General features: G+C 56.2%; 23 protein-coding genes. 7 read left to right on the top strand and 16 right to left on the bottom strand.

Features of this window, described 5'->3' with window-relative positions:
• Positions 1-9: 9 nt before the first annotated feature.
• From xylA to xylF, 4 genes are all read right to left on the bottom strand, one after another.
• Positions 10-1,317 (bottom strand): xylose isomerase, encoded by a 1,308-nt coding sequence (xylA, locus tag GOV91_RS17310; protein ID WP_171236420.1) that lies wholly within the window; start codon positions 1,315-1,317, stop codon positions 10-12.
• A 10-nt stretch (positions 1,318-1,327) separates the two neighbouring features.
• The gene (locus tag GOV91_RS17305) at positions 1,328-2,125 is read right to left on the bottom strand and encodes an ATP-binding cassette domain-containing protein (protein ID WP_171174927.1); all 798 of its coding nucleotides are present in this window, start codon (positions 2,123-2,125) and stop codon (positions 1,328-1,330) included.
• Complete coding sequence (locus GOV91_RS17300; protein ID WP_171182571.1) at positions 2,125-3,423, bottom strand: sugar ABC transporter permease; 1,299 nt, start codon at positions 3,421-3,423, stop codon at positions 2,125-2,127. The genes GOV91_RS17305 and GOV91_RS17300 overlap by 1 nt, the downstream gene beginning before the upstream one ends.
• 75 nt (positions 3,424-3,498) lie before the next feature.
• Positions 3,499-4,479 carry a D-xylose ABC transporter substrate-binding protein gene (gene xylF / locus GOV91_RS17295; protein WP_371732105.1) on the bottom strand — a complete coding sequence of 327 codons (981 nt, stop codon included), beginning with the start codon at positions 4,477-4,479 and terminating at the stop codon, positions 3,499-3,501.
• 192 nt (positions 4,480-4,671) lie between these two features.
• Between xylF and GOV91_RS17290 the strand changes: the two genes are divergently transcribed.
• Positions 4,672-5,889, top strand: a complete 1,218-nt coding sequence (locus tag GOV91_RS17290; RefSeq protein WP_171236419.1) for an ROK family transcriptional regulator — start codon at positions 4,672-4,674, stop codon at positions 5,887-5,889.
• Entirely contained in the window at positions 5,879-7,390 is a 1,512-nt protein-coding gene (locus GOV91_RS17285) for a CRTAC1 family protein (RefSeq protein ID WP_171236418.1), read from the top strand. Before GOV91_RS17290 ends, GOV91_RS17285 begins: the two co-directional genes overlap by 11 nt.
• Positions 7,391-7,397: 7 nt before the next feature.
• Here the strand turns inward: GOV91_RS17285 and GOV91_RS17280 are convergent, their stop codons facing one another.
• The 5 genes from GOV91_RS17280 to GOV91_RS17260 form a co-directional block, all read right to left on the bottom strand.
• A complete protein-coding gene (locus GOV91_RS17280; protein ID WP_254440707.1) occupies positions 7,398-8,654 on the bottom strand; it encodes a cytochrome-c peroxidase in 1,257 nt (418 codons plus the stop codon).
• 44 nt (positions 8,655-8,698) lie between these two features.
• Positions 8,699-9,640, bottom strand: a complete 942-nt coding sequence (locus GOV91_RS17275) for an aldose epimerase family protein (RefSeq protein ID WP_256369242.1) — start codon at positions 9,638-9,640, stop codon at positions 8,699-8,701.
• Positions 9,640-11,097, bottom strand: a complete 1,458-nt coding sequence (xylB, locus tag GOV91_RS17270) for a xylulokinase (protein ID WP_171236415.1) — start codon at positions 11,095-11,097, stop codon at positions 9,640-9,642. Before xylB ends, GOV91_RS17275 begins: the two co-directional genes overlap by 1 nt.
• Before the next feature lie 288 nt (positions 11,098-11,385).
• Positions 11,386-13,617 carry a CHASE2 domain-containing protein gene (locus tag GOV91_RS17265; RefSeq protein ID WP_371732336.1) on the bottom strand — a complete coding sequence of 744 codons (2,232 nt, stop codon included), beginning with the start codon at positions 13,615-13,617 and terminating at the stop codon, positions 11,386-11,388.
• 32 nt (positions 13,618-13,649) lie between these two features.
• Positions 13,650-14,585 carry a FecR domain-containing protein gene (locus tag GOV91_RS17260; protein WP_217352040.1) on the bottom strand — a complete coding sequence of 312 codons (936 nt, stop codon included), beginning with the start codon at positions 14,583-14,585 and terminating at the stop codon, positions 13,650-13,652.
• A 514-nt stretch (positions 14,586-15,099) separates the two neighbouring features.
• Here GOV91_RS17260 and GOV91_RS17255 point away from each other — a divergent pair.
• The 5 genes from GOV91_RS17255 to GOV91_RS17235 are packed head-to-tail and all read left to right on the top strand — an operon-like array spanning position 15,100 to position 18,060.
• Entirely contained in the window at positions 15,100-15,534 is a 435-nt protein-coding gene (locus GOV91_RS17255; protein ID WP_171236414.1) for a hypothetical protein, read from the top strand.
• Entirely contained in the window at positions 15,531-16,196 is a 666-nt protein-coding gene (locus GOV91_RS17250) for a MotA/TolQ/ExbB proton channel family protein (RefSeq protein WP_171236413.1), read from the top strand. Before GOV91_RS17255 ends, GOV91_RS17250 begins: the two co-directional genes overlap by 4 nt.
• Positions 16,189-16,554, top strand: coding sequence for a biopolymer transporter ExbD (locus tag GOV91_RS17245; protein WP_254440706.1), 366 nt, complete (start codon positions 16,189-16,191; stop codon positions 16,552-16,554). Before GOV91_RS17250 ends, GOV91_RS17245 begins: the two co-directional genes overlap by 8 nt.
• 4 nt (positions 16,555-16,558) lie before the next feature.
• On the top strand, positions 16,559-16,936 hold the full coding sequence (locus GOV91_RS17240) for a biopolymer transporter ExbD (protein ID WP_171236412.1): 378 nt from the start codon (positions 16,559-16,561) through the stop codon (positions 16,934-16,936).
• The gene (locus GOV91_RS17235) at positions 16,933-18,060 is read left to right on the top strand and encodes an energy transducer TonB (protein ID WP_171236411.1); all 1,128 of its coding nucleotides are present in this window, start codon (positions 16,933-16,935) and stop codon (positions 18,058-18,060) included. The genes GOV91_RS17240 and GOV91_RS17235 overlap by 4 nt, the downstream gene beginning before the upstream one ends.
• Positions 18,061-18,096: 36 nt before the next feature.
• On the opposite strand, the gene ureG is transcribed toward GOV91_RS17235, so the two are convergent.
• The 7 genes from ureG to GOV91_RS17200 form a co-directional block, all read right to left on the bottom strand.
• On the bottom strand, positions 18,097-18,726 hold the full coding sequence (gene ureG / locus GOV91_RS17230; protein WP_171236410.1) for an urease accessory protein UreG: 630 nt from the start codon (positions 18,724-18,726) through the stop codon (positions 18,097-18,099).
• On the bottom strand, positions 18,723-19,376 hold the full coding sequence (locus GOV91_RS17225) for an urease accessory protein UreF (protein WP_171236409.1): 654 nt from the start codon (positions 19,374-19,376) through the stop codon (positions 18,723-18,725). The genes ureG and GOV91_RS17225 overlap by 4 nt, the downstream gene beginning before the upstream one ends.
• Complete coding sequence (locus tag GOV91_RS17220) at positions 19,360-19,812, bottom strand: urease accessory protein UreE (protein WP_171236408.1); 453 nt, start codon at positions 19,810-19,812, stop codon at positions 19,360-19,362. Before GOV91_RS17220 ends, GOV91_RS17225 begins: the two co-directional genes overlap by 17 nt.
• Before the next feature lie 28 nt (positions 19,813-19,840).
• Complete coding sequence (locus tag GOV91_RS17215) at positions 19,841-20,065, bottom strand: DUF1127 domain-containing protein (protein WP_171236407.1); 225 nt, start codon at positions 20,063-20,065, stop codon at positions 19,841-19,843.
• 121 nt (positions 20,066-20,186) lie between these two features.
• A complete protein-coding gene (gene ureC, locus GOV91_RS17210) occupies positions 20,187-21,947 on the bottom strand; it encodes an urease subunit alpha (RefSeq protein WP_171236406.1) in 1,761 nt (586 codons plus the stop codon).
• Positions 21,922-22,254 carry an urease subunit beta gene (locus GOV91_RS17205; RefSeq protein WP_171174972.1) on the bottom strand — a complete coding sequence of 111 codons (333 nt, stop codon included), beginning with the start codon at positions 22,252-22,254 and terminating at the stop codon, positions 21,922-21,924. Before GOV91_RS17205 ends, ureC begins: the two co-directional genes overlap by 26 nt.
• Entirely contained in the window at positions 22,251-22,412 is a 162-nt protein-coding gene (locus GOV91_RS17200; protein ID WP_171174974.1) for a hypothetical protein, read from the bottom strand. Before GOV91_RS17200 ends, GOV91_RS17205 begins: the two co-directional genes overlap by 4 nt.
• Positions 22,413-22,428 lie beyond the last annotated feature (16 nt).

Here is a 22,428-nt window from a genome sequence, read left to right as displayed (position 1 = left end):
CCCTGGCCCTCAGACAAATCTGTTGACGTAGTTTTCCAGCATTTCCTGACGACCCGATCGCGGCTGCGGATTGATCCCCTCGGCCAAAACCCGCGCAGCAATCTCGTCCAAACCGGAACTCAGCATCGCCTGTGCCTCGGGCGTCTTCCAGCCTGCGTAGCGGTCAACCAGCGCCTGCTCCAAACCGCCATCTTCAAGCATTGCAGCCGCTGCTTTCAGGCCCCGGGCGCAGATGTCCATCCCGCCCACATGCGCGGCAATCAGATCTTCGGCGTCGATGGATTGTCTGCGCAGCTTGGCGTCGAAATTGGTGCCACCTGTGGTGAACCCGCCCGCTTTCAGGATGTGGTAATAGGCCAGCGCGACTTCGGGCGTGTTGTTAGGAAACTGATCCGTGTCCCAACCCGATTGATAATCGTTCCGGTTCATATCGATGGACCCCAGCATCCCTTCGGCTGCGGCCACGGCGATCTCGTGCTCAAAGCTATGCCCCGCAAGGATTGCGTGCCCCTGCTCGAGGTTCAGTTTGACCTCATCCTCCAGACCATACTTGCGCAGGAACCCGATGCAGGTGGCAGCGTCAAAATCATACTGGTGTTTTGACGGCTCCTGAGGTTTGGGCTCAACAAGGATCGCGCCTTTGAACCCGATCTTGTGCTTGTACTCGACCACCATGTTCAGGAACCGGCCCATATGATCCAGCTCGGTCTTCATGTCAGTGTTGAGCAGAGTCTCATACCCTTCGCGTCCGCCCCAAAGCACATAGTTCTCGCCGCCCAGCTTGTGGGTGGCGTCCAGGCAGGATTTCACCGTGGCCGCAGCAAAAGCATAGACATCGGGATCAGGGTTGGTGCTGGCACCGCCCATCCAGCGGCGATGACTGAACATATTAGCCGTGCCCCACAGCAGCTTGGTGCCTGACACCTGCATCTTTTCACCGATATAGTCGGTGATCTCGTTCAACGTGCGCAGATTGTCCGCGAAGTTCCCCTGCTCGGGGCGAATGTCCGCATCATGCCAGCAGAAATAAGGCTGCCCCAGAATTTGAAACATCTCAAAGGCCACATCGGCCTTCATCTTGGCCCGCCCCATATCGTCTTGCGGGTGCCAGGGGCGTTCGAAAGTGGGGCCGCCAAACGGATCCCCGCCCTCCCACGCGAACGAATGCCACCACGCCACGGCAAAACGCAGGTGATCCTCCATGCGTTTGCCCATGACGATCTCGTCCGGGTTGTAGTGACGGAATGCGAGCGGGTTCTTACTGCCCTCGCCCTCGAATTGGACCTGCTCGATCCCTTGAAAGAAACCGCTCGTCATCTCGTTTACCTCATTCCGTCTTTTCGCCGGGCTTCTTGCCCAGAATGATCATCGACAACAGGTCGTCATCGGTGACATCAGGGATGTCCACGGTACCAACCAGTTGCCCGTTCTTCATGACCGAGGCCCGGTCGCACAGCTCCATCACCGCGTGCACATCGTGGTCGATCAGGAAAATCCCGATGCCTTGCGCCTTTAGCTGTTGGATCAGATCCGCCACCATTTGCGTTTCATGCGGACCCAGCGCTGCCGTTGGCTCGTCCATAATCAGGATGCGTGCGTTGAAATACACCGCGCGCGCAATGGCCACCGATTGCCGCTGACCACCCGACAGGGCCGAAACCGGGTCGTTGAACTTCTGAAAGTTCGGGTTCAGCTGCGCCATGATCTTGCGGCATTCAGCTTCCATCGCGGCATCGTTGACCAGACCAAAGGGCGTGACCATCTCGCGCCCCAAAAACAGGTTCGAGCTTGCATCCAGATTGTCTGCCAGCGCCAGCGTCTGATAGATCGTCTCGATATTGTTGGCCCGCGCGTCACGGGGGTTGTTGATCTCAACCTTCTTGCCATCAATGAGGATTTCACCATGGTCCATCTGATAGGCGCCCGAAAGCACCTTGATCAGAGTGGATTTACCGGCCCCGTTGTGGCCCAAGAGGCCCACAACTTCGCCCGGGTACAGATCGACCGAGACGTGGTCCACCGCCTTGATGCCCCCGAAAGAAATCGAGATATCGCGCATTTCCACAAGCGGAGGCTGGCCGGAGCCACGGCCCGATGCTTGGTTCTGTGTTTCTTGAGCTTGCATCATTTCGCCCCCAGACGTTTGCGATAGACGATGTCGATATAGACGGCCAAGACAAGAACAGAGCCGACGACGATGTTCTGAAACGGCGCATCAACGCCGACCATGGCCATACCAGATTGCAGCGCCTGCATGATCAGCGCGCCAAGGATTGCCCCATAGATCGTGCCGATACCACCCGACAGAGCGGTTCCACCGATCACGGCCGCAGCAATCACGCGCAGCTCATCCAGCGTGCCAATATCGTTCGAGTGGTTGGCCAGGCGGGCCGAGGCCACAACCGCTGACAACGCACACAAGAACCCCATCAGAGCAAAGATTTTGACGGTCATCATCCGGGTGTTGATACCCGACAACTCTGCCGCGTCCGGGTTGCCGCCAGTTGCAAAGATATAGCGGCCAAAGCGGGTTTTGCGGGCTACAACCGTCAATGTCACGGCCACAAGGATCAGGATCAGGACCGAGATCGGAATGCCGTAGCCAACAATCAGCCCCTCGGGCATGGTCTCACCCCGCGCTTCGAACATCCGTTCCAGACGGCGGGTCGGGATCGCATAGCTGTTGACGATCAGGACATAGCCCATGATGGCGATGCCGATGATCCCAGCCAGCGTCGTTTCGGCCCAAACAGGTTTCACAGGAAACCCATGGGCGGCTTTGGACCGGCGGCCGCTCCACAACGCCCAGATCGCAATAGCAGTGGCGGCAAGGCCGAACAGAAGGCTGACGGTTGTTCCCAACGTGCCGTTTGTCCCCCCGAACATCAGGAAAGTGCTGTCCAGCGGCCCGATTGTCTGGCCATCGGTCATGTACCAGGCCACGTTGCGCCAGACCAGAAAACCGCCAAGCGTCACAATAAAGGCTGGAATGGTCAGGTACCCCACCATCCAACCGTGGAACGCGCCGATCAATGTGCCCACTACAAGGCCCACAACCAAAGTGATCGCCCAGGTCGCCGGGTGGTTCAAACCCATTCCCAATACGTTGGGCAACAGCTCGGTCTGGGTCATCGCCATGACAGCAGATGTGGTCGCCAGAAGCGCCCCAACCGACAGGTCAATATGGCGCATGACGATAATGAACACCATGCCACAAGCCATGATCGCAACCGAAACGGTCTGGATCGACAGGTTGAACAGGTTTCTGGGTGTCAGAAAACGGCCATCCGTAACGATGTTGAAGCCGATGCACAGGATGATGAAGGCGCCGATCATGCCCAATAGCCGCATATCCAGTTCCAGCTGCTGGAACAGGTTGGCCTTTGCTTTTTGGGGTACCGGCTGAGACGAAGTTTCGGTCATATCCGATCTTTCATGTTCAGCTATGATCTCTGGCCCACCCTTGCGGGCCAGAGACGTTGTGATTTGGAACTTGGTTTAGTTACAGGGCGCAGGGCCGTTTTCGACGCCCTGGCACAGGTCTTCCAGCGGGATCCAGCCCGCGTCGACCACAACGGTCAGGTTGTCCTTGGTGATCGGCACAGGAGCCAGGAAGACCGAGTTCATCTCGGTGCCACCGGGCGAGGTCCAGCTGATCGCGCCTTCAACATCCGCAGGGCTTGTTCCGCTGCTCAACGCAACCGCGATTTCACCGGCAGCTTTGCCCAGCTCACGTGCGTCTTTCCAAACCGAGACGGTCTGCGTGCCCTTGGCAACACGGTTCAGCGCCGCGTGGTCACCATCCTGGCCCGAGACCGGAATACCGTCCATGCCTTGCGCGGTCAGAGCAGCAACAACGCCACCAGCAGTACCGTCATTCGAGGCGACCACGGCATCAACGTTGTTTTCGTTCGCTGTCAGGATCTGCTCCATGTTGCGCTGCGCGTTCGCAGGCAGCCAGCCGTCGGTATAAGCCTCACCCACTATCACGATGTCACCACTGTCAACGGCGCCCTGGATGATCTCTTGCTGACCACCACGCAGGAAATCCGCGTTCGGGTCGGTGGGCGAACCCTTGATCATCACGTAATTACCCTTGGGCATCGCGTCGAATACAGCGCGCGCTTGCATCCGGCCAACTTCTACGTTGTCAAAGGTCAGATAAAACGCCCGGTCATCTTCGATCAGGCGGTCATACGCGATAACTGGAATGCCCTCGTCAGCGGCTGCCTGAACCGCCGGACCAATGGCCTGAGAGTCTTGCGCCAGAATGATCAGTGCATCAACGCCCTGAGCAATCAGACTTTCAATGTCCGACAACTGCTTGGCCGAGGACGATTGCGCATCCGACGAAATGTACTCGGCTCCACCCGCCTCGAGCGCGGCTTTGATCGCGGCCTCGTCGGTCTTCCAACGCTCTTCCTGAAAGTTCGACCAGCTGACGCCCACAACAGGTTCGGCAAAGGCGGCCGTACCCATCAACACCGCCACAGCGGAAGCGCTGAGAATTCTTTTCATGATTTCCTCCCGGTTTCATTGAGCCATCGCTTCATGATTCGTGGCCCCGATAATTCTGAGTAGCATATTTATTTCAGTCGGTAAAATATTTATGCTATCGGTAACAGAAAAAACCGCCTAGGTTGAAACAGGGATTAGATTCGCGAGGGCAAGATGCTGAAAAGCAAAGCTTCTTCAAACGCCACGGACCAAAGAAACATCACCCGATTGCGGGTGCTGGAGCAGATTCGCGCAACCGAAGCCATCTCGCGAATCGACATCGCCACGGCGCTTGAAACCAGTCCTGCAACAATCACATCTGCCACAGCAGACCTGCTGTCCGCCGGTCTAATCCAAGAAATTGAAGGGGAGTCGCAGTCAAAATCCACACGTCGTGGCAGGCCACGTGTGCTTTTGAAACTGCACGGCGGTTGTCACATGATTGCAGGCGTAAAGGTCGCGCGGCATCAGATCTCGGTCATCTTGGTGGATTTCGAAGGCACCGAAATCGCCTCTTATACCCATCCATTGGATGAGGCGCGTATGGCACCCGAGATCTTCACAAAAACGATCCGCACAGCCCTTGACCTTGCCTGTGGCACTGCGAACCGGTCGCTGTCTGATCTGTCCGGCGTCTGTATCGGCATTGCGGGGTTGATCGACGCAGAAAAGAACTTTGTACATTGGTCGTCTTCTTTGACAGAACGCAACGTAGACCTGAGCCCGCTCTTGTCCAAGGCGCTGCCCTGCCCCGCCTTTATCGAAAATGACGCCAATCTGGTGGCCAAGGCCGAGCAATTGTTTGGGCTGGGAAAAGGGCTGAAGACATTTCTGGTTGTGACCATCGAACACGGCATCGGTTTGGGCATCGTCGTTGATGGCAAACTTTATCGCGGCGAGCGCGGATGCGGCGCGGAGTTCGGGCATTTGAAGGTTCAACTGGACGGCGCGCTGTGCCAGTGCGGACAGCGCGGATGTCTGGAAGCCTATGTCGGAGAATACGCCCTGATCCGCGAAGCGACGATTGCCAGCCAGGCCACGGACCCCCGCACACTCACAGATATTCTTACGGCCGCAAATGCCGGCGATGCTCGGTCGATTTCCGTGCTGTCCCGGGCCGGTCAAATGTTTGGAATGGGGGTTTCGAACCTGATCAATTTGTTCGACCCGGAATGCATTATCCTGTCCGGCACAAGGGGCAGTTTTGAGTATCTGCACTCGGAAGACGTAATGACGCGTATCAGAAACGGCGTCGTCAGCGTTGACGCGCCGCTGCCCGAAATCAAAGTCAACCACTGGGGGGACTCTATGTGGGCCAAAGGTGCGGCTGCTTATGGAATCGAACAGGTCTCGATTCTGAAAGTCAGGGAATTGGCGGCACATGCGAACTAGTTTGGCTTTCCTGCTGACCACAGCAACAACCATTGCGGCGGATGCACCTTCCCCGCAGTTTTTTGGCGTTGACGTTCAACCCCATATCTATGACGGCGGGTGGGAACATTTTGTGGGCGGTGGGGTCGCTGTTTTCGACTGTAATGGCGACGACCGCCCCGAACTTTTTGCTGCCGGAGGTTCAAACCCAGCGCAGTTGTTTGTGAACGTATCCGAGGAAGACGTTCAGTTTCGGGCAGACACGCCCAGCGCTTTGTCCCTGACCGGTGTAACCGGCGCATATCCGCTGGATGTAGATGGCGACGGGCTGCTTGACCTGGCAGTTCTGCGCGTGGGTTCGGATCTGTTGCTGCGCGGCGGGCCGGATTGCGCGTTCGACCTTTTCAACTCGCTGAACTTCACTTCTGAGGATCATTGGACCACGGGTTTCTCTGCCACTTGGGAAAGCGGGCAAGCGCTGCCCACGCTGGCGTTTGGCACTTATGTTGACCGCAACGACCCCGATGGACCGTTTGAGACCTGCGGGCCGACTTTGTTGTATCGACCGGATGGCAGCTCATATGGCGTTCCCGTACATCTGGAACCCGGGCACTGTTCCCTCTCAATTCTGTTTTCCGACTGGGCGCGGTCGGGGCGTGCGGATCTGCGTGTCAGCAACGACCGCCACTACTATGTGCGCAACGGGCAAGAGCAACTTTGGGCGATGGAGGACATCCCACGCCTTTATGAGCACGCAGACGGATGGCTGCCTTATTCGATCTGGGGCATGGGCATCGCCTCGCGAGATTTGAACGGAGATGGATTTCCCGATGTTTACCTGACCTCGATGGGGGATCAGAAATTCCAGACCTTCGATCCGTCGACTGCGGGGCCAACATGGCGGGACGCAACCTATGATCGGGGGACGACAGCACACAGGCCACACACAGGTGGTGATGGTCGTCCTTCAACCGGCTGGCACGCCCAATTCGGTGACGTTAATAATGACGGGCGGGACGATATTTTTGTCGCTAAGGGCAATGTCGAACAGATGCCAGACGCCGCACAAACCGATCCAAACAACCTACTGATACAAAACGACAATGGGCAATTTGTCGAAACAGCAGAACAAGCGGGCGTGGCTTCTATGGCAAAGTCCCGCGGCGGGGCCTTGGCCGATCTGAACGGGGATGGCTGGCTGGACATGGTGGTCGTCAATCGCGGTTCATCACTGGAGGTTTTTCAGAACAAGCCGCAAAATGGCAACTGGTTGATGGTGGATGTGGGTCAAGCACAACCCAACCGCTTGGCCATCGGCAGTTTTATCGAGGTCAATACGGACGCCGGAGTGCAGACCCGGGAAGTCACAGTTGGCGGCGGTCATGCCAGTGGCATTGCTGGATTTCACCACTTTGGTCTGGGCAATGCGGAAAGCTTACAGATCAGGGTGATCTGGCCCGATGGCAAGGCAAGTGATTGGCAGACCGCCAACCCCAATCAGGTGATACGCCTTAGCCGCTGACCGCTGACTATTGGTCAACGGGCAAACCGCTTGGAACCGTCTTGGGCACCCCCAACCGAACTGCCGGGTCCTCCAGAGTGCTGAGGAAACTCAGGATGGCGTTGATGTCATCATCGCTCAGGCTCATTGGGGCCAATGTGTTTGAGGCGGCAATTGCGTCCACATGCATGGGGTCTTGCACAGCCTGGGCATCCAGCGCGCCATCAAATTCGGGCAGTTCGGCTTTCTCGACCGAATAATTGCGCAAGGCTGCCACAGGATTCAAATGGTGACGCACCACATCCTCAAGCTCAGCATACGCGCCACTGTGCCCATAGGGCGCGGTCAGTGTCACGTTCCGCAATGAGGGCGTGCGAAAAGCAAACGCATCCCTTGCATCCCCTGTGACGCGCAACCGCCCGTCATCGCGCACGTGGTTTTCGAACCTGGCCGCTTTTCCGGGGCCGATCTGGGGCATGGCGATGGAATGGAAACTGTGATCCGTCTGGAACCATCCGGAATGGCAGCTGCTGCACCCGGCCTCACCGTAAAACAGGGTCATGCCCAATTGCGCTGACGCGGGCAGAGACGCCTCGCCCCGCATAGCGCGATCAAAAAGACTGTTGTCCGCACGCCACTCAAAAGCGATGAAATCCGCTATGACATTGGCGATGGCGGTAAAGGTGATCTCTTCCCTGGGCGCGACGTCCTCAAACCGCTGCGAATATTCCGGTATCCCCGCCACACGTGCAGCGATCAGGTCCCAGGCCCCGCCCTCCTGGGTCAACAAGCCAAGCCGTACCGCCTTGCTCACCTCGTTTTCAGAATAGTGACCCGCCATCTCGTCAGGTGAAAGCACCGGGAACATCGCTTGCGCAGCCAGAGCCGATTGAAAGCCGCGCCGCATATCCGTCCCCAATGGCGTTCTGATGCCATTAGGTTGTGACGGATCAGCCTCCAGCCGACCATCATGGAAAAAGGTCGTGAACTCCAACGCACCAAGGTTCCACAGGCCCGGCGAGTTTCGCGGAATCCGCTGTTCGGGAGAGTTATCCTGAGTGATCTTACGCTCGGCCCCAAGCCCCACACCGCCTTCTCCGATTCCAAGTGAAAGCCCATCAGACGTACCCAGATCCGGATGATGGCAAGTGGCGCAACTGATATTTTTGTTCCCTGACAGGATGGGGTCATAAAACAATAACTGTCCCAGTTCGACACGCTCCAGGTCCGGCTCAAGGAATTTCGGAGCGGGTCCAAGATCCTGCGCCTGAAGTGCTGATGCCATCAGCCAAAAGCCTATTGAAGCTGCCAAAATCCGAGCTTTCATGTTCAATCCTCGACAATCTCAAGCGTAAGCTTCTGACGATAGGGTTTTTCCGGCGTGTAGATCACAGAAGGAAAGGCCGGATTGTTCACCGCGTCGGTGTATCCGGCGGGCTCAATACAAAGCGCCGCCCCCGGTTTGAAATGATCAGACAAATGTCCAGCTGTATAGACCTGTGCGCCCGGTTGATCTGAATAAACCTTCATCTTTAAACCCGATGGCGTTTCGACTTCTGCAACAGGCATGGTCACGTCCCGTCCATCTTCAAACACAAAATAGTGGTCAAGAAAGCCAGCTTCTTGGCCGATTACGCGACTGCGCGTGAAATCCAGGCTTTCTGCATCGGCTTTTAGAATGCGGCCGGTGGGTACGGCGTTTTCGTTCAATTCAAGAAGGGTTTTGGCATGTAGTTTGAGACGGCAATCGAGAATGCCATGCGGGCAACCAAGTGAGTAATAATTGTGCTGCGCGATGCTGATCGGCGTGGGCCGGTCCGGATGCGCTGTGATCGTATAGATCAGACACGGATAAGCCAGCTCCACCCTTATCACGAACTGGACTTCCGCAGGAAACCCGCCCTCACCATCAGGTGAAGTTATCGACAAAACCGCCTGATTTAGAGCAGTTTTCTCGACACTCCAATACTGATGGGACAGACCATCCTGACCGCCGTGTAGCGCGTTTTTGCCTTCGTTCGCCGTAACTCTGATGGTTTCACCCAGCAAATCGAACTGCGCCCCACTGACACGGTTGGCCAAGCGCCCGACGATTGCACCCAGGTAATATGGCTCCGTCAGATAGTCCTGCGGTGTGTCATAGCCCAGTATCAGTGGCGTTTGCCCCAACCACCACCCTTGGGTGATCGCACCATAGCTGAGCAATGAGGCAGACATATCACCGTCTTCCAGCACAACCCGTTCTATGGTTGCTGAGCGTTGCCCCGCCATCACGACGCGGAAAGCGGTGCCAACGCCGCATAGTATTGGCGATAAAGCTGATAGGCATTCTCATACCCGTCGCATAGCTCGGTCCTGGGCACAATGACTTCAGCCGTTTCCGGAGGGGTCATGACGCCCGCCGGGTCTGCCCCCTGAAATGCGCATGCGGCTAAACGCGCCGCGCCGGTCGCGGCACCAAACTCACTCCCCTTGGGCAGAACAAGACGTGTATTCAGGACAGTCGCCAGTGTCTCCAGCCAGAACCGGGATCGCGCTCCGCCCCCCACAACGGTCAGGCTTTCTGGCGTGGTTCCAGTGGCCTTGAGCGCCTCAAGGCAATCGCGCATGGCGAAGGCAACACCTTCCATCACGGACTGCGTCAGAGCCTTCGGATCCGTGGCGATATCCAGTCCAAGGAATGCGCCTCGGATGGCGCTGTCGTTATGCGGCGTCCGTTCCCCTGACAAATAAGGCAAAAAGGTCGTACCAGACGGCCCATTGATCTGATCCGGTAGCGCCGACGCCAACGCCCCAACGGGCTGTCCCAAGTTTCGAGACAGCCAGTTCAAGCTGTTTGTGGCAGACAGAATGACGCCCATCTGAATCCAACGCTCAGGCACGGCGTGACAAAAGCAATGAACCGCTGTTTCCGGCGCGGGTGCATAACTTTCTTTGGCCACCAGCAGCACACCAGAGGTACCCAATGACAGAAAACCCGCCCCCTCGTTAATGCTGCCAATTCCACAGGCTGCCGCGGCATTGTCGCCTGCGCCGCCTGCAACAATTACAGGCCCGGCCAATCCCCAGTTCTGCAATATCTCGGGCCGCAACTGCCCTCCAACCGCGCTGCCCTCAACCAGTTCTGGCATCTGATCGCGGTGCATGTGACCTTGCTCAAGCGCTGTGTCGGACCATTCGCGACTGCCAACATCCAGCCACGCGGTTCCGGCGCTGTCTGACACGTCGCTGATATACTCGCCCGTCAGCCACAAACGAAGATAATCTTTTGGTAACAGCACTTTGAAGACTTTTGCGAAGACCTCGGGCTCATGCCTGCGCACCCATTCCAGTTTAGGCGCGGTGAAACCCGGGAACACGATATTACCTGTGATCGCACGCATCCCCGCGGCACCGTCCAGATCAGCAGCCTCAAGCGCGGATCGCGTGTCGTTCCACAAAATGCACGGCCGCAATACGTTTCCATCTTTGTCGATCAGTGTGGCACTGTGCATGTGCCCACTTAAACCAACAGCACGCACAGCGGAAAAAGCCGCGGCATTTGCCTTTCGCAATTGGGTAACCACTTTTTGGCAGGCCTCAATCCACTCACCCGGCACCTGCTCGGACCACCCGGAATGAGGTGTTGAGGTTTCAACACCTGAATCGGCCTCGGCCAGTACATGGCCGCCTTCATCAACGACAATACCACGGAGACCGGACGTCCCCAGATCCAGACCAAGATACACCTGTTTCCCCCCTTCTTGCCTAGCGTAGAGCCTCGTGACGCAGGCAGGCCTGCGCCGGGTCACTACTTACTTGCGGCAAAATAGTTTGCGCTAACGTATTACGCCAATTTCAAGAAAAGAGACACCCTATTGTGCGAAATTCAGCACGGCATGGACTTTCATTTCGCAATACCGGCCACGTCACCGAAAAGACGCAACGCGCAAGGATGCTTTACCGTTAGCCCGCTGGGTCTGATCCATTGAGTCACGACTGTCTGTGAGGGAACGAAACCAAGATCGCATCGCGGTCTACTCGGCCCCTACCCGCTGGTTGTACCTGGTGAACATGAGTTGACCCGATGGCATGTCCGATCTGAAATCAGCCGTTCGGCCAAGAAGCGCACGGTAAAACCGGCGGAGCCCCGGCTCGATGTCTTCAGCCAGATCTTCGCATCGCCGACACAGTTCTTCGATCCTGCCCTGAGGGAGTCGGCTTTTTATCGCTGAAATCAATTCGCTGTGCAGAGAAGTAAGATCCTGGAACGCCCGCGCCTTCAGGACCGATTGATCCCCCACCAGAACAAACACAGGTTCGGGGTTGGCTTTACCTTTCAGATCAACACGCCCTGCCTCCAACAATGCCAGATCCGCTTGCCCCGCGCGGGAAACCCCGTTTGATACGACAATATCATAGTCAACCGCACGGCAACTTTGTTCAAGCCTTGCTGAGACATTCACGACGTCGCCGATAACAGTATAATTGAAGCGCTTTTCTGATCCGATGTTCCCAACGCACGCCTGTCCTGTGGCAATTCCTGTCGCCAAAGCAATGGGTTGCCTATTTCGCATAATGCTGGAGGCATTGAATTCTTCTAACGCACTTCGCATCTTGAGCGCGGCGAATGCTGCACGGCACGGATGGTCTGCAACAGGGATTGGCGCGTTCCAGAAGGCCATGATCGCGTCACCAATAAATTTGTCGATCGTTCCGCGCTCGCGCAGGACCTGATCCCCAATTTTGGAAAACAGCGCGTTCAGGACGGAGACAAGCTCGCTGGCGGATGCTGTTTCGGACAGAGACGTAAAACCCCGAATATCCGAGAACATAACGGTGATTTCCTGGGTCTCTCCTCCCAGCTGCAATTGGTGGCCCGTACTTTCCATTTCATTGAGAATTTCAGGGGCAACGTAGTGCGAAAACACCTTTCGGATCTCACGCTTTTCGCGTTCGGTCGAAATGAACAAGTAGCCTGCCAACAGACCAAAATTCACCATACCCCCGATTAATGGGAAAGTCGCATCAAACAACACAGACTGATTCTGAAAGACCAGCCAACTGATCGTCAGAACGGCAGCCGCGGCAATGCCACCAGCAATAAAGGAGGCAACAGCACCAAAAATGGACATGACAGCAATAACGACAAGTCCCAAAAGGGCAAAGGCAAGCAACTCCTGCGCCGCCGTTACATCAGACCGGCTCAGCATCTCTTGGGTCAAGACTTGCTCGATCATCTGCGCATGAATTGAAACACCTGGGACACTTTCGCCAAGCGCCGTTTGATGAATATCAAACAGACCTGCAGCGGACGTGCCGACGAGTATTATGCTACCCTCGATTTCGGCCCGCAAAGACGGATCGGTGGAACCTGCCATGACGTCGTTGGCCGAAATATAAAGGTCAGGTGTGTCACGCCGGTATTTCAGCCAAAGTTCACCATTCTCGGTTGTTGGCATCCGGTAGCCCCCGACTTCAACAGCCAGCATGATGCCTGCTTGGTCTGACGCGCCTTCGGCAAAAATGGTGGTCTCCCCCAGTGCAACCCTCAGAGATTCGATTGCCAGACCTGGCATGGGCCCGTCCGGCCCGTCCCAAAGAACTGGCACGCGGCGCACGATACCAGTTCCACCAATGGGTGAGACATTGACGCCACCAATTCCTGCCGCAGTTCGGTCCAGCGGAGGCGCGATTGGCGTCCAATGAGGAACTGAAATCAAACCCTCAGCAGGGTTTTCCCCAAATTCGACAATTCCTGCTTTGGGCGTGATGTTTTTACCTTCCTGCGAAAGACGCGCAGCGGCACCCAGAACTACTGGCCAATATGCAATTTCCATTCCAAGTAACACATCGTTGTCCAGCTTCTGGGCATGGTGCTCCACCGTCAAAATACCCTTAAGCGATGGATCGTTCAGAAGGCGTGATGGTGAATACCTGTCAGGCTCGGCGAAAAGCATATCGAAAGCGATGGCTGCTGCACCGTAGTCGCCCAGATTCTTCACCATCTGAGCAACCAGAGTGCGCGGCCAGGGCCACTGTCCCCAATTGGCCAACGCATCTTCATCGATATCCACGACGCGTATGGGAAGATCCGGATTGAATTCTCGCGGAGACAACCTTTGAAGCACATCGAAATAAACCAGGCGAGTCATTCGAACCGGGTAAGGATCCACTGCACGGATGAAACAGCCAAAGAGGATCAGGACCAGCCCAACAAGACGAAAGGCCCATCGCCCACTTTTGGTTTTACGTGTCTTTTCGCTCACACCATCCTCCGGGAAAGAGGAAAAACGCGCCGTCAATCAAAAACGTTTGTTGAGAACCCTTCTTCAGATCCCGTTCTATCGGTCGTTTCGTGATCCGGTTCCTCGCGCTCTGGCTCCTCATGATCGATTTCTTCTCTTTCTGGTTCTTCCCGCTCTGGTTCCTCTCTTTCAGGCTCTTCTTGTTCCGGTTCCTCTTGTTCCGGCTCTGGTCTTTCGGGCTCACTCTGTCCCGAAGTTGACGGGCTTGACGCAGGAGTCGCGTCTACGGTGTCCGTTCTTTCCCGCCGTTGCGGGGGCGCGTCGCGAGGCTCTGCCCTGTTTGGCTTGACACGACGAATGGGCGCGGCTTCTCCGGCGCAACCTTCAACTCTGACCTGTAACGGGGGCAACAGACCTTCCTGAGATTGAATGAAGGGAAAGCCGCTTTGCAAAGCCTGTTCGTATTGCGCCTGACTTGCAGGGCGCCCGACGGCTCCGCTTCCGCTTGTTGCGTACATGCTGCACTGACGCCCCGAAGATCTGCAGGTGCCCTGAACCCCACACATTCTGACAGTCCCCTCAAGCACAAGCATTGCGCTTTGCTGTTCGGAAACGACCCACATGTCGAAGGTTGTTCCGCGCACTGCCATTGTCGCCGAAGGTGTCGTGATTGAATAAGCGCGCTTTCGGCTTTTACCGGAAATGAACCGAAAGCTGCCGCCCAGCGCCTGAACGGCAAAACTTTTGGCTTTGCGATTGCCGCGCAACAGGCTCACATCCAGCACCATGCGGGCGTTGGGACCAATTGCGATCTTAGTGTCATCCACAAAGACTATCTGGATCAAACCCGTTTGATCTGTGGTGATCGCATCCCCGGACTCGACATCCATACCAGAAACAACAGGCTGTGCTTTTCCTTCACGAACAAGCTGGGCGCCCTGCTTGGCGCTGATAACTTTTCCAATGTTGGCAACAGCTTGCAACGGCATGATAACAACAAGGCAAAAAACCAATACAATCTTTAACCACGACAAAACCGAGCCCCTTCCCCCTTTGGGTCCTGATGTGTGCAAATCGCACTGTGCTCGATGATCGCCCCTGATAAAGCATAATTTTTTGTTATTCTATGTACAAAAAATATAGACAAATATGCGCCATTTCATGCGCGTTTAGCAAGTTTAATGTTCAAGTCACCATCAAACCATCGTTTCCCGCACCTCTGACACGGCAAGTGGCTGGGCCTTTCTGGGTTGCCAAGCACGATAAAGTCTTACTTTTTCCGAGGCGCAGAAATGGCCAGGATCGGTGTTGCCGTGCACAGTTGAAATTCTATTTGCGCCCCGTATCTCTTAGCTTGTGAAAGCACTCATCAACTTGCGCTGACGATCCTTTTACCCCACGACCCTTGGTTAGGCTTTACTTGACGAATGACTGGGTCGACAAACAAATAGGTCAACTGATCGTGCCGCCCCTGAAACGAGCGCAGCAAAACGGAGTAAGTTTATGTTTTCCAGTCGCATTTTAGCAGCGGCAGCGTTTTGCGCCAGCCTGTCGTCTACCGCGCTAGCGCAATCTGATACCAAACAGGATGGCAAACTCTTCGTAGAACTGTATGCGGTCCAAGATGTCACCGGATCATGCAGGCTAACCTTTTTGGCCAAGAATGAAACCGGGCTTACGATTGATGGCGCGGTATTTGAAACCGTTGTTTTTGATGCCGAAGGTGGTGTTGTGACCTTGTCCCTGTTCGATTTCCGTGACTTGCCGGCGAACAGACCCCGCGTACGCCAGTTTGATTTACCAAACCGAACTTGCGCCGAAGTTGGGCAGGTCTTGATAAACGGAACGAACTCTTGCCTGGTCGATGGCGCTGAAAGCCAGGTATGCGGAAAGACCCTGTCGCTGAGCAGTCGAGTAGCCATGGAGCTTTTGGGATGAGTCCTTTAACCGCACTTCGTGAGATTTTCGCACTTGGCGGGCCGGTCGTGGCGATCCTGATCGCGATGTCCGTGCTGACGCTGGCTGTCACTCTTTACAAACTCTGGCAATTTGCGGCCTGTGGTGTCGGGAGACATAAAGTGCTGTCCGAAGCACTTGCCGCATGGGACGCTGGCGACCAACACGCCGCCCGAGCAAAGCTGGCCGGCAGCAAAAGTTATCTGGCCCCTATTGTCGGCGCGGCTATGGATGCAGCGGGCGTAGCCGGAGCCGATGACAGACTGGATGCCGAAACCGGCCTTGTGCTTGCCGGGCTTGAGCGCGGTTTTCGCCTGTTGGACACTGTGGCGCAGCTTGCCCCCTTACTGGGACTATTTGGCACCGTTCTTGGTATGATCAGCGCGTTTCAGAGCCTGCAGGCCGCAGGGTCGTCAGTGGATCCTTCGGTTCTGGCTGGCGGCATCTGGGTCGCCTTGATAACCACTGCGGTGGGGCTGGCCGTTGCAATGCCAACGTCCATGGTCTTGTCTTGGCTCGAAAGCCGCACAGCGCGCGAGCGTGTGTTTGCGGACAAAGCCCTGCGCACGGTTCTGGTGCCCGCGCCCTCGATCAATAGCGCAGCAGGTACCGCACCGGTTTCGGCTGCACCAGAACATGCGTAACACGGTACCATTTGTCCGGCGGCGGATGTCGATGACGCCCCTGATCGACGTGATCTTTCTGCTTTTGCTGTTCTTCATGCTGTCCTCGACTTTCTCGAGGTTCAGCGAGATTGAACTCAGCAGTGCAACCCAGGGCGCAGCAAGCGAAACAACGACAATCGAACGCTTTTTTGTGCAGCTCGGCGCCGAGCGGGTCGCGCTGAATGGTAAAGTTACGTCGCTTGAAAACTTGAACAGTCAGATTCAGTCCGGTCAGGTTTTAATCAGCCTTGATCCGGATACATCCGCACAACGCCTTGTGGACCTTCTAGTTCGCCTGCGCGGGCGCGAAGGTCTCATGGTTAGAGTGTTGGAGTAAAAGAATGATCCGCCACATCCGAGCCAGCCGAAACCGCGATTCAACCATCCCGCTGATCAATGTTGTCTTTCTTATTCTAATCTTTTTTCTGATCGCCGGCACAATAGCTCCTCCATTGGATCCGGACCTGGAATTGGTGAACACTGCAGATCTTGAAGGCCGTGAACCACCCGATGCGCTTGTTCTTCATCAGGACGGAACGTTGAGCTTTCGCGGCAGGCCAACAGACGCCGAAGCTTTCATGGTCGATCGAGAATCCGGGCCGGTGCGCATCGTGCCAGACAGAAATGCGTCTGCGCCCCGATTGATGGAAATCACCACCACCCTGCGCCGGTTAGGCGCTCCATCGGTTTTTCTTGTGACAGAACAGGCCCTCGAATGATCAGGCGGTCTATCTTTGTCGCGATTCTCGCGATCTCGGTATCGCTGTTGATGCATCTCGCGGGCCTGAGCCTGACCGTGCCAAACCTGTCAAACCAAGCCGCAAGTGAAAGCCGAACAGATACTGTCCAACTGAGCAACAGTTTTGAAGAGTTTGCAGATGCCCGGCTTGAACCTGTCGAACCCGAACCGGCAGAGACACCACCCCCTCTGGAAGAACCGCCAATTGAGCCCAGAGAGGCCGAAGCCCCCACAAGCGACGCCCGTGTCGCGTCGCCCGACCCAAAACAGACCTACGCGCCCGATACCGGAGACTCCGCAATCATTCAGCCCAGAGCACCGGAAGAAGCGGTCACCGAACCTGTGGAACAGGGCCCGGATGATACCGGTGAAGCTGCGCAAACCGCAGGGTCTGACACCGTGACTGAAACGCCAGAAGCGCCCCCAGATCAAACAGCATCTCCGGTTGAACCGTCTTCGGTCGAAGATCCGGTATCAGAAGAACAGCTTGCCGCTTTGCCGGCAGAGCTATCTCCAGTCGACCCGGAAAACGGTGAAACCGTCGAACCTGTAACACCCCAAGCAACCCAGGAACCGTTGGATGAGGAGGCAGATCTGCCCATCCCCGAAGCGGAAGCAGACGAAACCGAACAAGCGCTGGTTTCGTCGCTTCGACCACGGCCGCCCAACCGCGACGCGCAACCCGCCCAACCAAGAACATTGGAGCGTTTCAACAATTTTGACAATCTGCGCTTTCCAGAGCAGACGATTGAATCGCCGCTCTCTGCCTTCAAAAGAGAAGGTGTGGACGTCTTTCGACAAAGCAGAAGCAGCAATCGATCTGGTGGGCGCGGCCCAGGAAACTCGGACTCAACGAATTATGCCGGTGAGGTTCTGGTTCATTTAAACCGGGCCCCGATTGTCTATGTCGCAGCGCGCGGATATGCGCGCGTGTTTTTTGAAATCAGTCCTGATGGCACTTTGGCGTGGGTCGATATTGTCGAAAGCTCTGGCTCACCCGATATAGAGCGCGCCGCAAAGCAACAGGTTCGCACCGCCGCGCCATTCCCACGCCCACCCGGCGGCGTTAGTCGAAAACTGTCATTCTACTACCAGATAAGATGATTGGGTGAGCCTTGTTGGATATCGTCTTTTGCGCAGCTAACTCGCGCCCGACACTCTCAGACCTCCTGTCTGCTCCAACAAATCCACAATTGCGCCAACCCCTTTTCTGTTGCGAAGTGATGAGAACAGAAAAGGTCTTCCTTTGCGCATCTTTTGCGCGTCTCGTTCCATAACCTCCAACGACGCACCGACATGAGGTGCCAGATCGGTTTTGTTGATTACCAGGATGTCCGACTTGGTGATCGCTGGCCCACCTTTTCTAGGTATTTCCTCGCCAGCAGCCACATCAATTACATAGATTGTAAGGTCAGCAAGTTCGGGGCTGAACGTCGCGGACAGATTGTCACCACCACTTTCAATCAGCACAACGTCCAGATCAGGATGACGCGCCTGCATTTCAGCGATTGCGGCCAGATTGATCGAGGCATCTTCGCGAATTGCAGTGTGCGGGCAGCCCCCGGTTTCCACGCCAATGATCCGGTCCCTGGGCAAGATTTGCATACGCATAAGCGCTTCGGCATCCTCTTGTGTGTAAATATCATTGGTTATGACGCCCACTGAACAGACATCGCGAAGGACTTCGGACAGTGCAGCGGTCAAGGTGGTTTTTCCAGCTCCTACCGGGCCGCCAATGCCGACGCGAAGTGGACCGTTCATATTCGTCATGTTCGGAATATCCTCGAATATTGTGTTTCGTGCTTCATGGATGCGATGTCCGACAGAAACGCTGTTGAGCTCAGTTGATCCAAGCCGGCCTTTTGTGCCCTGCTGGCGATCTTCCCACACAATGGTGTAAGGGTGCGGATCAATCGCTGCGCGTCAGTTTGGCCCAAAGGAACTAGGCGCGTTGCGCAAGCTACAAGATTGCTGACGAATGCTTGCAGAAACATCTTGGTCGTTAGAGACACGGGGAGATTCTGCCGACAGGCAGCTTGCCCTATGCTGACCGGGTACGTAAGTTGGCGCAGATCCAACTCCCAGACATCTCGCGTCACATTTCCAAACGCCTGCCCCAACAAATCGGTCTCCATGAGCCGTTCGGATGACGCGCAGAAGGCCCGTGCGGTCGCATCAATGTTGATCAGTTCACCTTGTGTCCGCGCCCTGTATGCCGCGACAACAAACAACGCGTCATTCCACCCCGAGCCGTGCTCTAGCACATCCGAAATCCATTCTTCGGCGTCCTGTGAGCACGTGACACACCCTTCGTCAATCGCTGCCTCCAGGCCATGAGAATAGGCAAAACCCCCGACAGGGTACGCAGGGGACAGCCATTGGGCCAAGGTCAGGATATCGGTGTCAGTGGGTGTGGCCATGAGTCCGGCCGTGACCATAAGCGCCACCTTCGGGTGTGAACGGTTGGTGCACTTCCTGCACCGTCGCCCCGATTTTCAAAAGCATGTCTTTGATGACATGGTCGACCTGTATGAACAGGCGGTCTTTCTCGATTTGGCACGGTGTATGACGATTGCCAATGTGCCAGGCGATGCGCGTCAGGTCCGGGGCTGTCACCTGAAGCAAAGCTTCCGGCGCTGCCCGGATTTCCACCTCGCGCCCGTCATCGAGGATCAGCGCGCCTCCATGATCCAACGAAGTTGTCTGCGCCAGATCGATCAATATCTGCTCACCACTTTCGCATGTCAGAACCTTGCGACGCAGGAACCGATCATCATAGGTCAGGTACAAGCTGTCCGCCGGGTCGCTGTGCGTGTGACCCGAATACTGACGCGCGGTACACAGAAGGGCAGTCATGCGATCCCCTCCTCAGCACCGGGAACGGTCAGAGCCAGATAGAATCCGCAAATACCTGATGGACGATCCGTTCGCGCGTCAGGCCGCGATTTTTCAGTTCTTCGTCGCTGAGTGATTGCAAGTGGTTGACTTGACGAACGCGCGATTGCGCTGCGGCCACGCTCATTAGAACTGAAAAGATTGATGACCCGATGGATGCGATCAAGCCACGCAGCGAAATCCGTGCGTGCGTCTGTGTTGCTGAGTTTGCCATTTGGACCCTCGTAATCGTTGGTCCTCCCTTGGGTTTGAATATTTGTCATATCGGCCTCATTGAGTAGTGCATGTTTGCTCATGGCTCCGTTGCGCGCGCTGCAACGCAGCACAATTCTTAGTCAAAACAAAAAATAGCGTTGCGCCATTGGCAGCACTTCAGCGGGTTGGCAGGTCAATAATTCGCCGTCTGCCCGCACCTCGTAGGTTTCCGGATCAACCTCGACATGAGGTGTCGCACTGTTCAGCAGAAGGTCCTGTTTGCCGATCTCCCGTGTGTTCCGTGCAGCCACGGTTTGCTTGGCTAATCCCAGTGTATCACCGATCCGATCCTCCTGCGCGGCCTGCGAGACAAATGTGATCGCGGAATGTTCAACCGATCTCCCATAGGCGCCAAACATCGGGCGGCTATAAACAGGTTGCGGTGTAGGGATCGAAGCGTTGGGATCACCCATTTGAGCGCAAGCAATGGTACCACCCAGCAAAACTATCTCGGGCTTCACTCCGAAAAAGGCTGGGTTCCACAGGACCAGATCGGCACGCTTGCCTTCTTCGATGCTGCCGATTTCGTGGCTCAGTCCATGCGCAATGGCCGGGTTGACAGTGTACTTTGCAATGTAACGCCGAACACGAAGATTGTCGTTGTCTCCGGTTTCCTCGCTCAGACGTCCGCGTTGTTTCTTCATTTTATCGGCGGTTTGCCACGTACGGATCAGCACCTCGCCCACGCGGCCCATAGCCTGACTGTCAGACGCGATGATCGAGAAGGCACCCATATCGTGCAGGATATCCTCGGCCGCAATGGTCTCGCGCCGGATACGGCTTTCGGCAAAGGCCACGTCTTCGGGAATGGATTTGTCAAGGTGATGGCATACCATCAGCATGTCCAGGTGCTCTTCAACCGTATTGACGGTGAAGGGGCGTGTTGGGTTGGTCGAGGATGGCAGAACATGGTTCTCGCCGCAGATCTTGATGATGTCTGGGGCGTGGCCGCCACCTGCACCTTCGGTATGGAAGGCATGGATCGTTCGGCCTTTCATGGCAGCCACGGTATTTTCTACAAAACCAGATTCGTTCAGCGTGTCGGTATGGATCATCACCTGCACGTCCATCGCATCCGCAACCGAAAGGCAGCAGTCGATGGCGGCAGGGGTTGTTCCCCAGTCCTCGTGCAGTTTCATCGCGCAAGCGCCTGCCTTGACCTGTTCCTCCAGCGCCGCTGGCAGTGAGGCGTTGCCCTTCCCCGCGAAGGCCAGGTTCATGGGAAAGGCATCCGCCGCTTGCAACATCCGGCCGATATGCCAGGGCCCCGGCGTACAGGTGGTCGCCAGAGTGCCATGTGCAGGACCGGTGCCACCACCAAGCATGGTCGTCAGGCCGGAATGCAGCGCATCTTCGATCTGCTGGGGGCAAATGAAATGAATATGACTATCAAACCCGCCTGCCGTCAGGATGCGCCCCTCGCCTGCGATGGCCTCGGTCCCTGGGCCGATAATGATGTCTACACCCGGCTGGGTATCGGGGTTCCCTGCTTTGCCGATTTTAGCGATCCGCCCGTCCTTCAGCCCCACATCTGCCTTGTAGATACCGGAATGATCAACGACCAGAGCGTTGGTGATCACCGTATCAACAGCCCCCTGAGCACGCGTGACCTGAGACTGCCCCATCCCGTCGCGGATTACTTTACCGCCGCCAAACTTGACTTCTTCGCCATAGACGTCTTCGCGGTGACCCGTTTTGCTGAACCGCGCGGCTGTCGCGCGCTCCACAATCAGATCTCTTTCCACCTCGATAATCAGGTCGGTGTCGGCCAACCTAACCTTATCACCCACAGTTGGGCCGAACATAGCGGCATAATCACTCCGGCTGATCTTGCCCGGCATCTTTCAAAGCCCCCATGATGTGCATGTTAAAACCATAAATGTGCCGCCGCCCGTCATAAGGAACCAGCATCACTTCGCGGGTCTGACCCGGTTCAAAGCGAACGGCCGTCCCCGCAGGAATATCCAGCCGCATCCCCAAAGCTGCATGGCGATCAAAATCCAGGGCAGCGTTCGCCTCGGCAAAGTGGTAATGGCTGCCGACCTGTACTGGCCTGTCACCCGTATTGGCGACCATAACAAGGCGGCTGCTGCGCCCGGCGTTCAGCGTCAGTGAGCCGTCGGCCGGAATGACCTCACCCGGAATCATTTGGTCAGCTTGGTCAGCAGCGCGATGAGAGCAAAAGCAATCAAAGCCAGCCCAGCGCCCAACGTGGCATAGTCGGTTGGGTGTGCGTGAATATGCGTGCCAGTGTGGGCTATTGCCGGGCCAGAAAGAACAAGGGCGGGAAAGAGCATGCGGATCATAGCGCGTTCCTTTTTG

The organism is Ruegeria sp. HKCCA6837, assembly GCF_013034475.1.
Lineage (GTDB): Bacteria > Pseudomonadota > Alphaproteobacteria > Rhodobacterales > Rhodobacteraceae > Ruegeria.
This window is presented reverse-complemented; position numbering and strand designations above follow the sequence as displayed.

Bases quoted from the DNA above. Each gene is read 5' to 3' on its own strand.
- xylA (WP_171236420.1), bottom strand. From the start codon at position 1,317: ATGACGAGCGGTTTCTTTCAAGGGATCGAGCAGGTCCAATTCGAGGGC.
- GOV91_RS17305 (WP_171174927.1), bottom strand. From the start codon at position 2,125: ATGCAAGCTCAAGAAACACAGAACCAAGCATCGGGCCGTGGCTCCGGC.
- GOV91_RS17300 (WP_171182571.1), bottom strand. From the start codon at position 3,423: ATGACCGAAACTTCGTCTCAGCCGGTACCCCAAAAAGCAAAGGCCAAC.
- xylF (WP_371732105.1), bottom strand. From the start codon at position 4,479: ATGGGTACGGCCGCCTTTGCCGAACCTGTTGTGGGCGTCAGCTGGTCG.
- GOV91_RS17290 (WP_171236419.1), top strand. From the start codon at position 4,672: ATGCTGAAAAGCAAAGCTTCTTCAAACGCCACGGACCAAAGAAACATC.
- GOV91_RS17285 (WP_171236418.1), top strand. From the start codon at position 5,879: ATGCGAACTAGTTTGGCTTTCCTGCTGACCACAGCAACAACCATTGCG.
- GOV91_RS17280 (WP_254440707.1), bottom strand. From the start codon at position 8,654: ATGGCATCAGCACTTCAGGCGCAGGATCTTGGACCCGCTCCGAAATTC.
- GOV91_RS17275 (WP_256369242.1), bottom strand. From the start codon at position 9,640: ATGGCGGGGCAACGCTCAGCAACCATAGAACGGGTTGTGCTGGAAGAC.
- GOV91_RS17260 (WP_217352040.1), bottom strand. From the start codon at position 14,585: ATGCCGTTGCAAGCTGTTGCCAACATTGGAAAAGTTATCAGCGCCAAG.
- GOV91_RS17255 (WP_171236414.1), top strand. From the start codon at position 15,100: ATGTTTTCCAGTCGCATTTTAGCAGCGGCAGCGTTTTGCGCCAGCCTG.
- GOV91_RS17250 (WP_171236413.1), top strand. From the start codon at position 15,531: ATGAGTCCTTTAACCGCACTTCGTGAGATTTTCGCACTTGGCGGGCCG.
- GOV91_RS17245 (WP_254440706.1), top strand. From the start codon at position 16,189: ATGCGTAACACGGTACCATTTGTCCGGCGGCGGATGTCGATGACGCCC.
- GOV91_RS17240 (WP_171236412.1), top strand. From the start codon at position 16,559: ATGATCCGCCACATCCGAGCCAGCCGAAACCGCGATTCAACCATCCCG.
- GOV91_RS17235 (WP_171236411.1), top strand. From the start codon at position 16,933: ATGATCAGGCGGTCTATCTTTGTCGCGATTCTCGCGATCTCGGTATCG.
- ureG (WP_171236410.1), bottom strand. From the start codon at position 18,726: ATGACGAATATGAACGGTCCACTTCGCGTCGGCATTGGCGGCCCGGTA.
- GOV91_RS17225 (WP_171236409.1), bottom strand. From the start codon at position 19,376: ATGGCCACACCCACTGACACCGATATCCTGACCTTGGCCCAATGGCTG.
- GOV91_RS17220 (WP_171236408.1), bottom strand. From the start codon at position 19,812: ATGACTGCCCTTCTGTGTACCGCGCGTCAGTATTCGGGTCACACGCAC.
- GOV91_RS17215 (WP_171236407.1), bottom strand. From the start codon at position 20,065: ATGGCAAACTCAGCAACACAGACGCACGCACGGATTTCGCTGCGTGGC.
- ureC (WP_171236406.1), bottom strand. From the start codon at position 21,947: ATGCCGGGCAAGATCAGCCGGAGTGATTATGCCGCTATGTTCGGCCCA.
- GOV91_RS17205 (WP_171174972.1), bottom strand. From the start codon at position 22,254: ATGATTCCGGGTGAGGTCATTCCGGCCGACGGCTCACTGACGCTGAAC.
- GOV91_RS17200 (WP_171174974.1), bottom strand. From the start codon at position 22,412: ATGATCCGCATGCTCTTTCCCGCCCTTGTTCTTTCTGGCCCGGCAATA.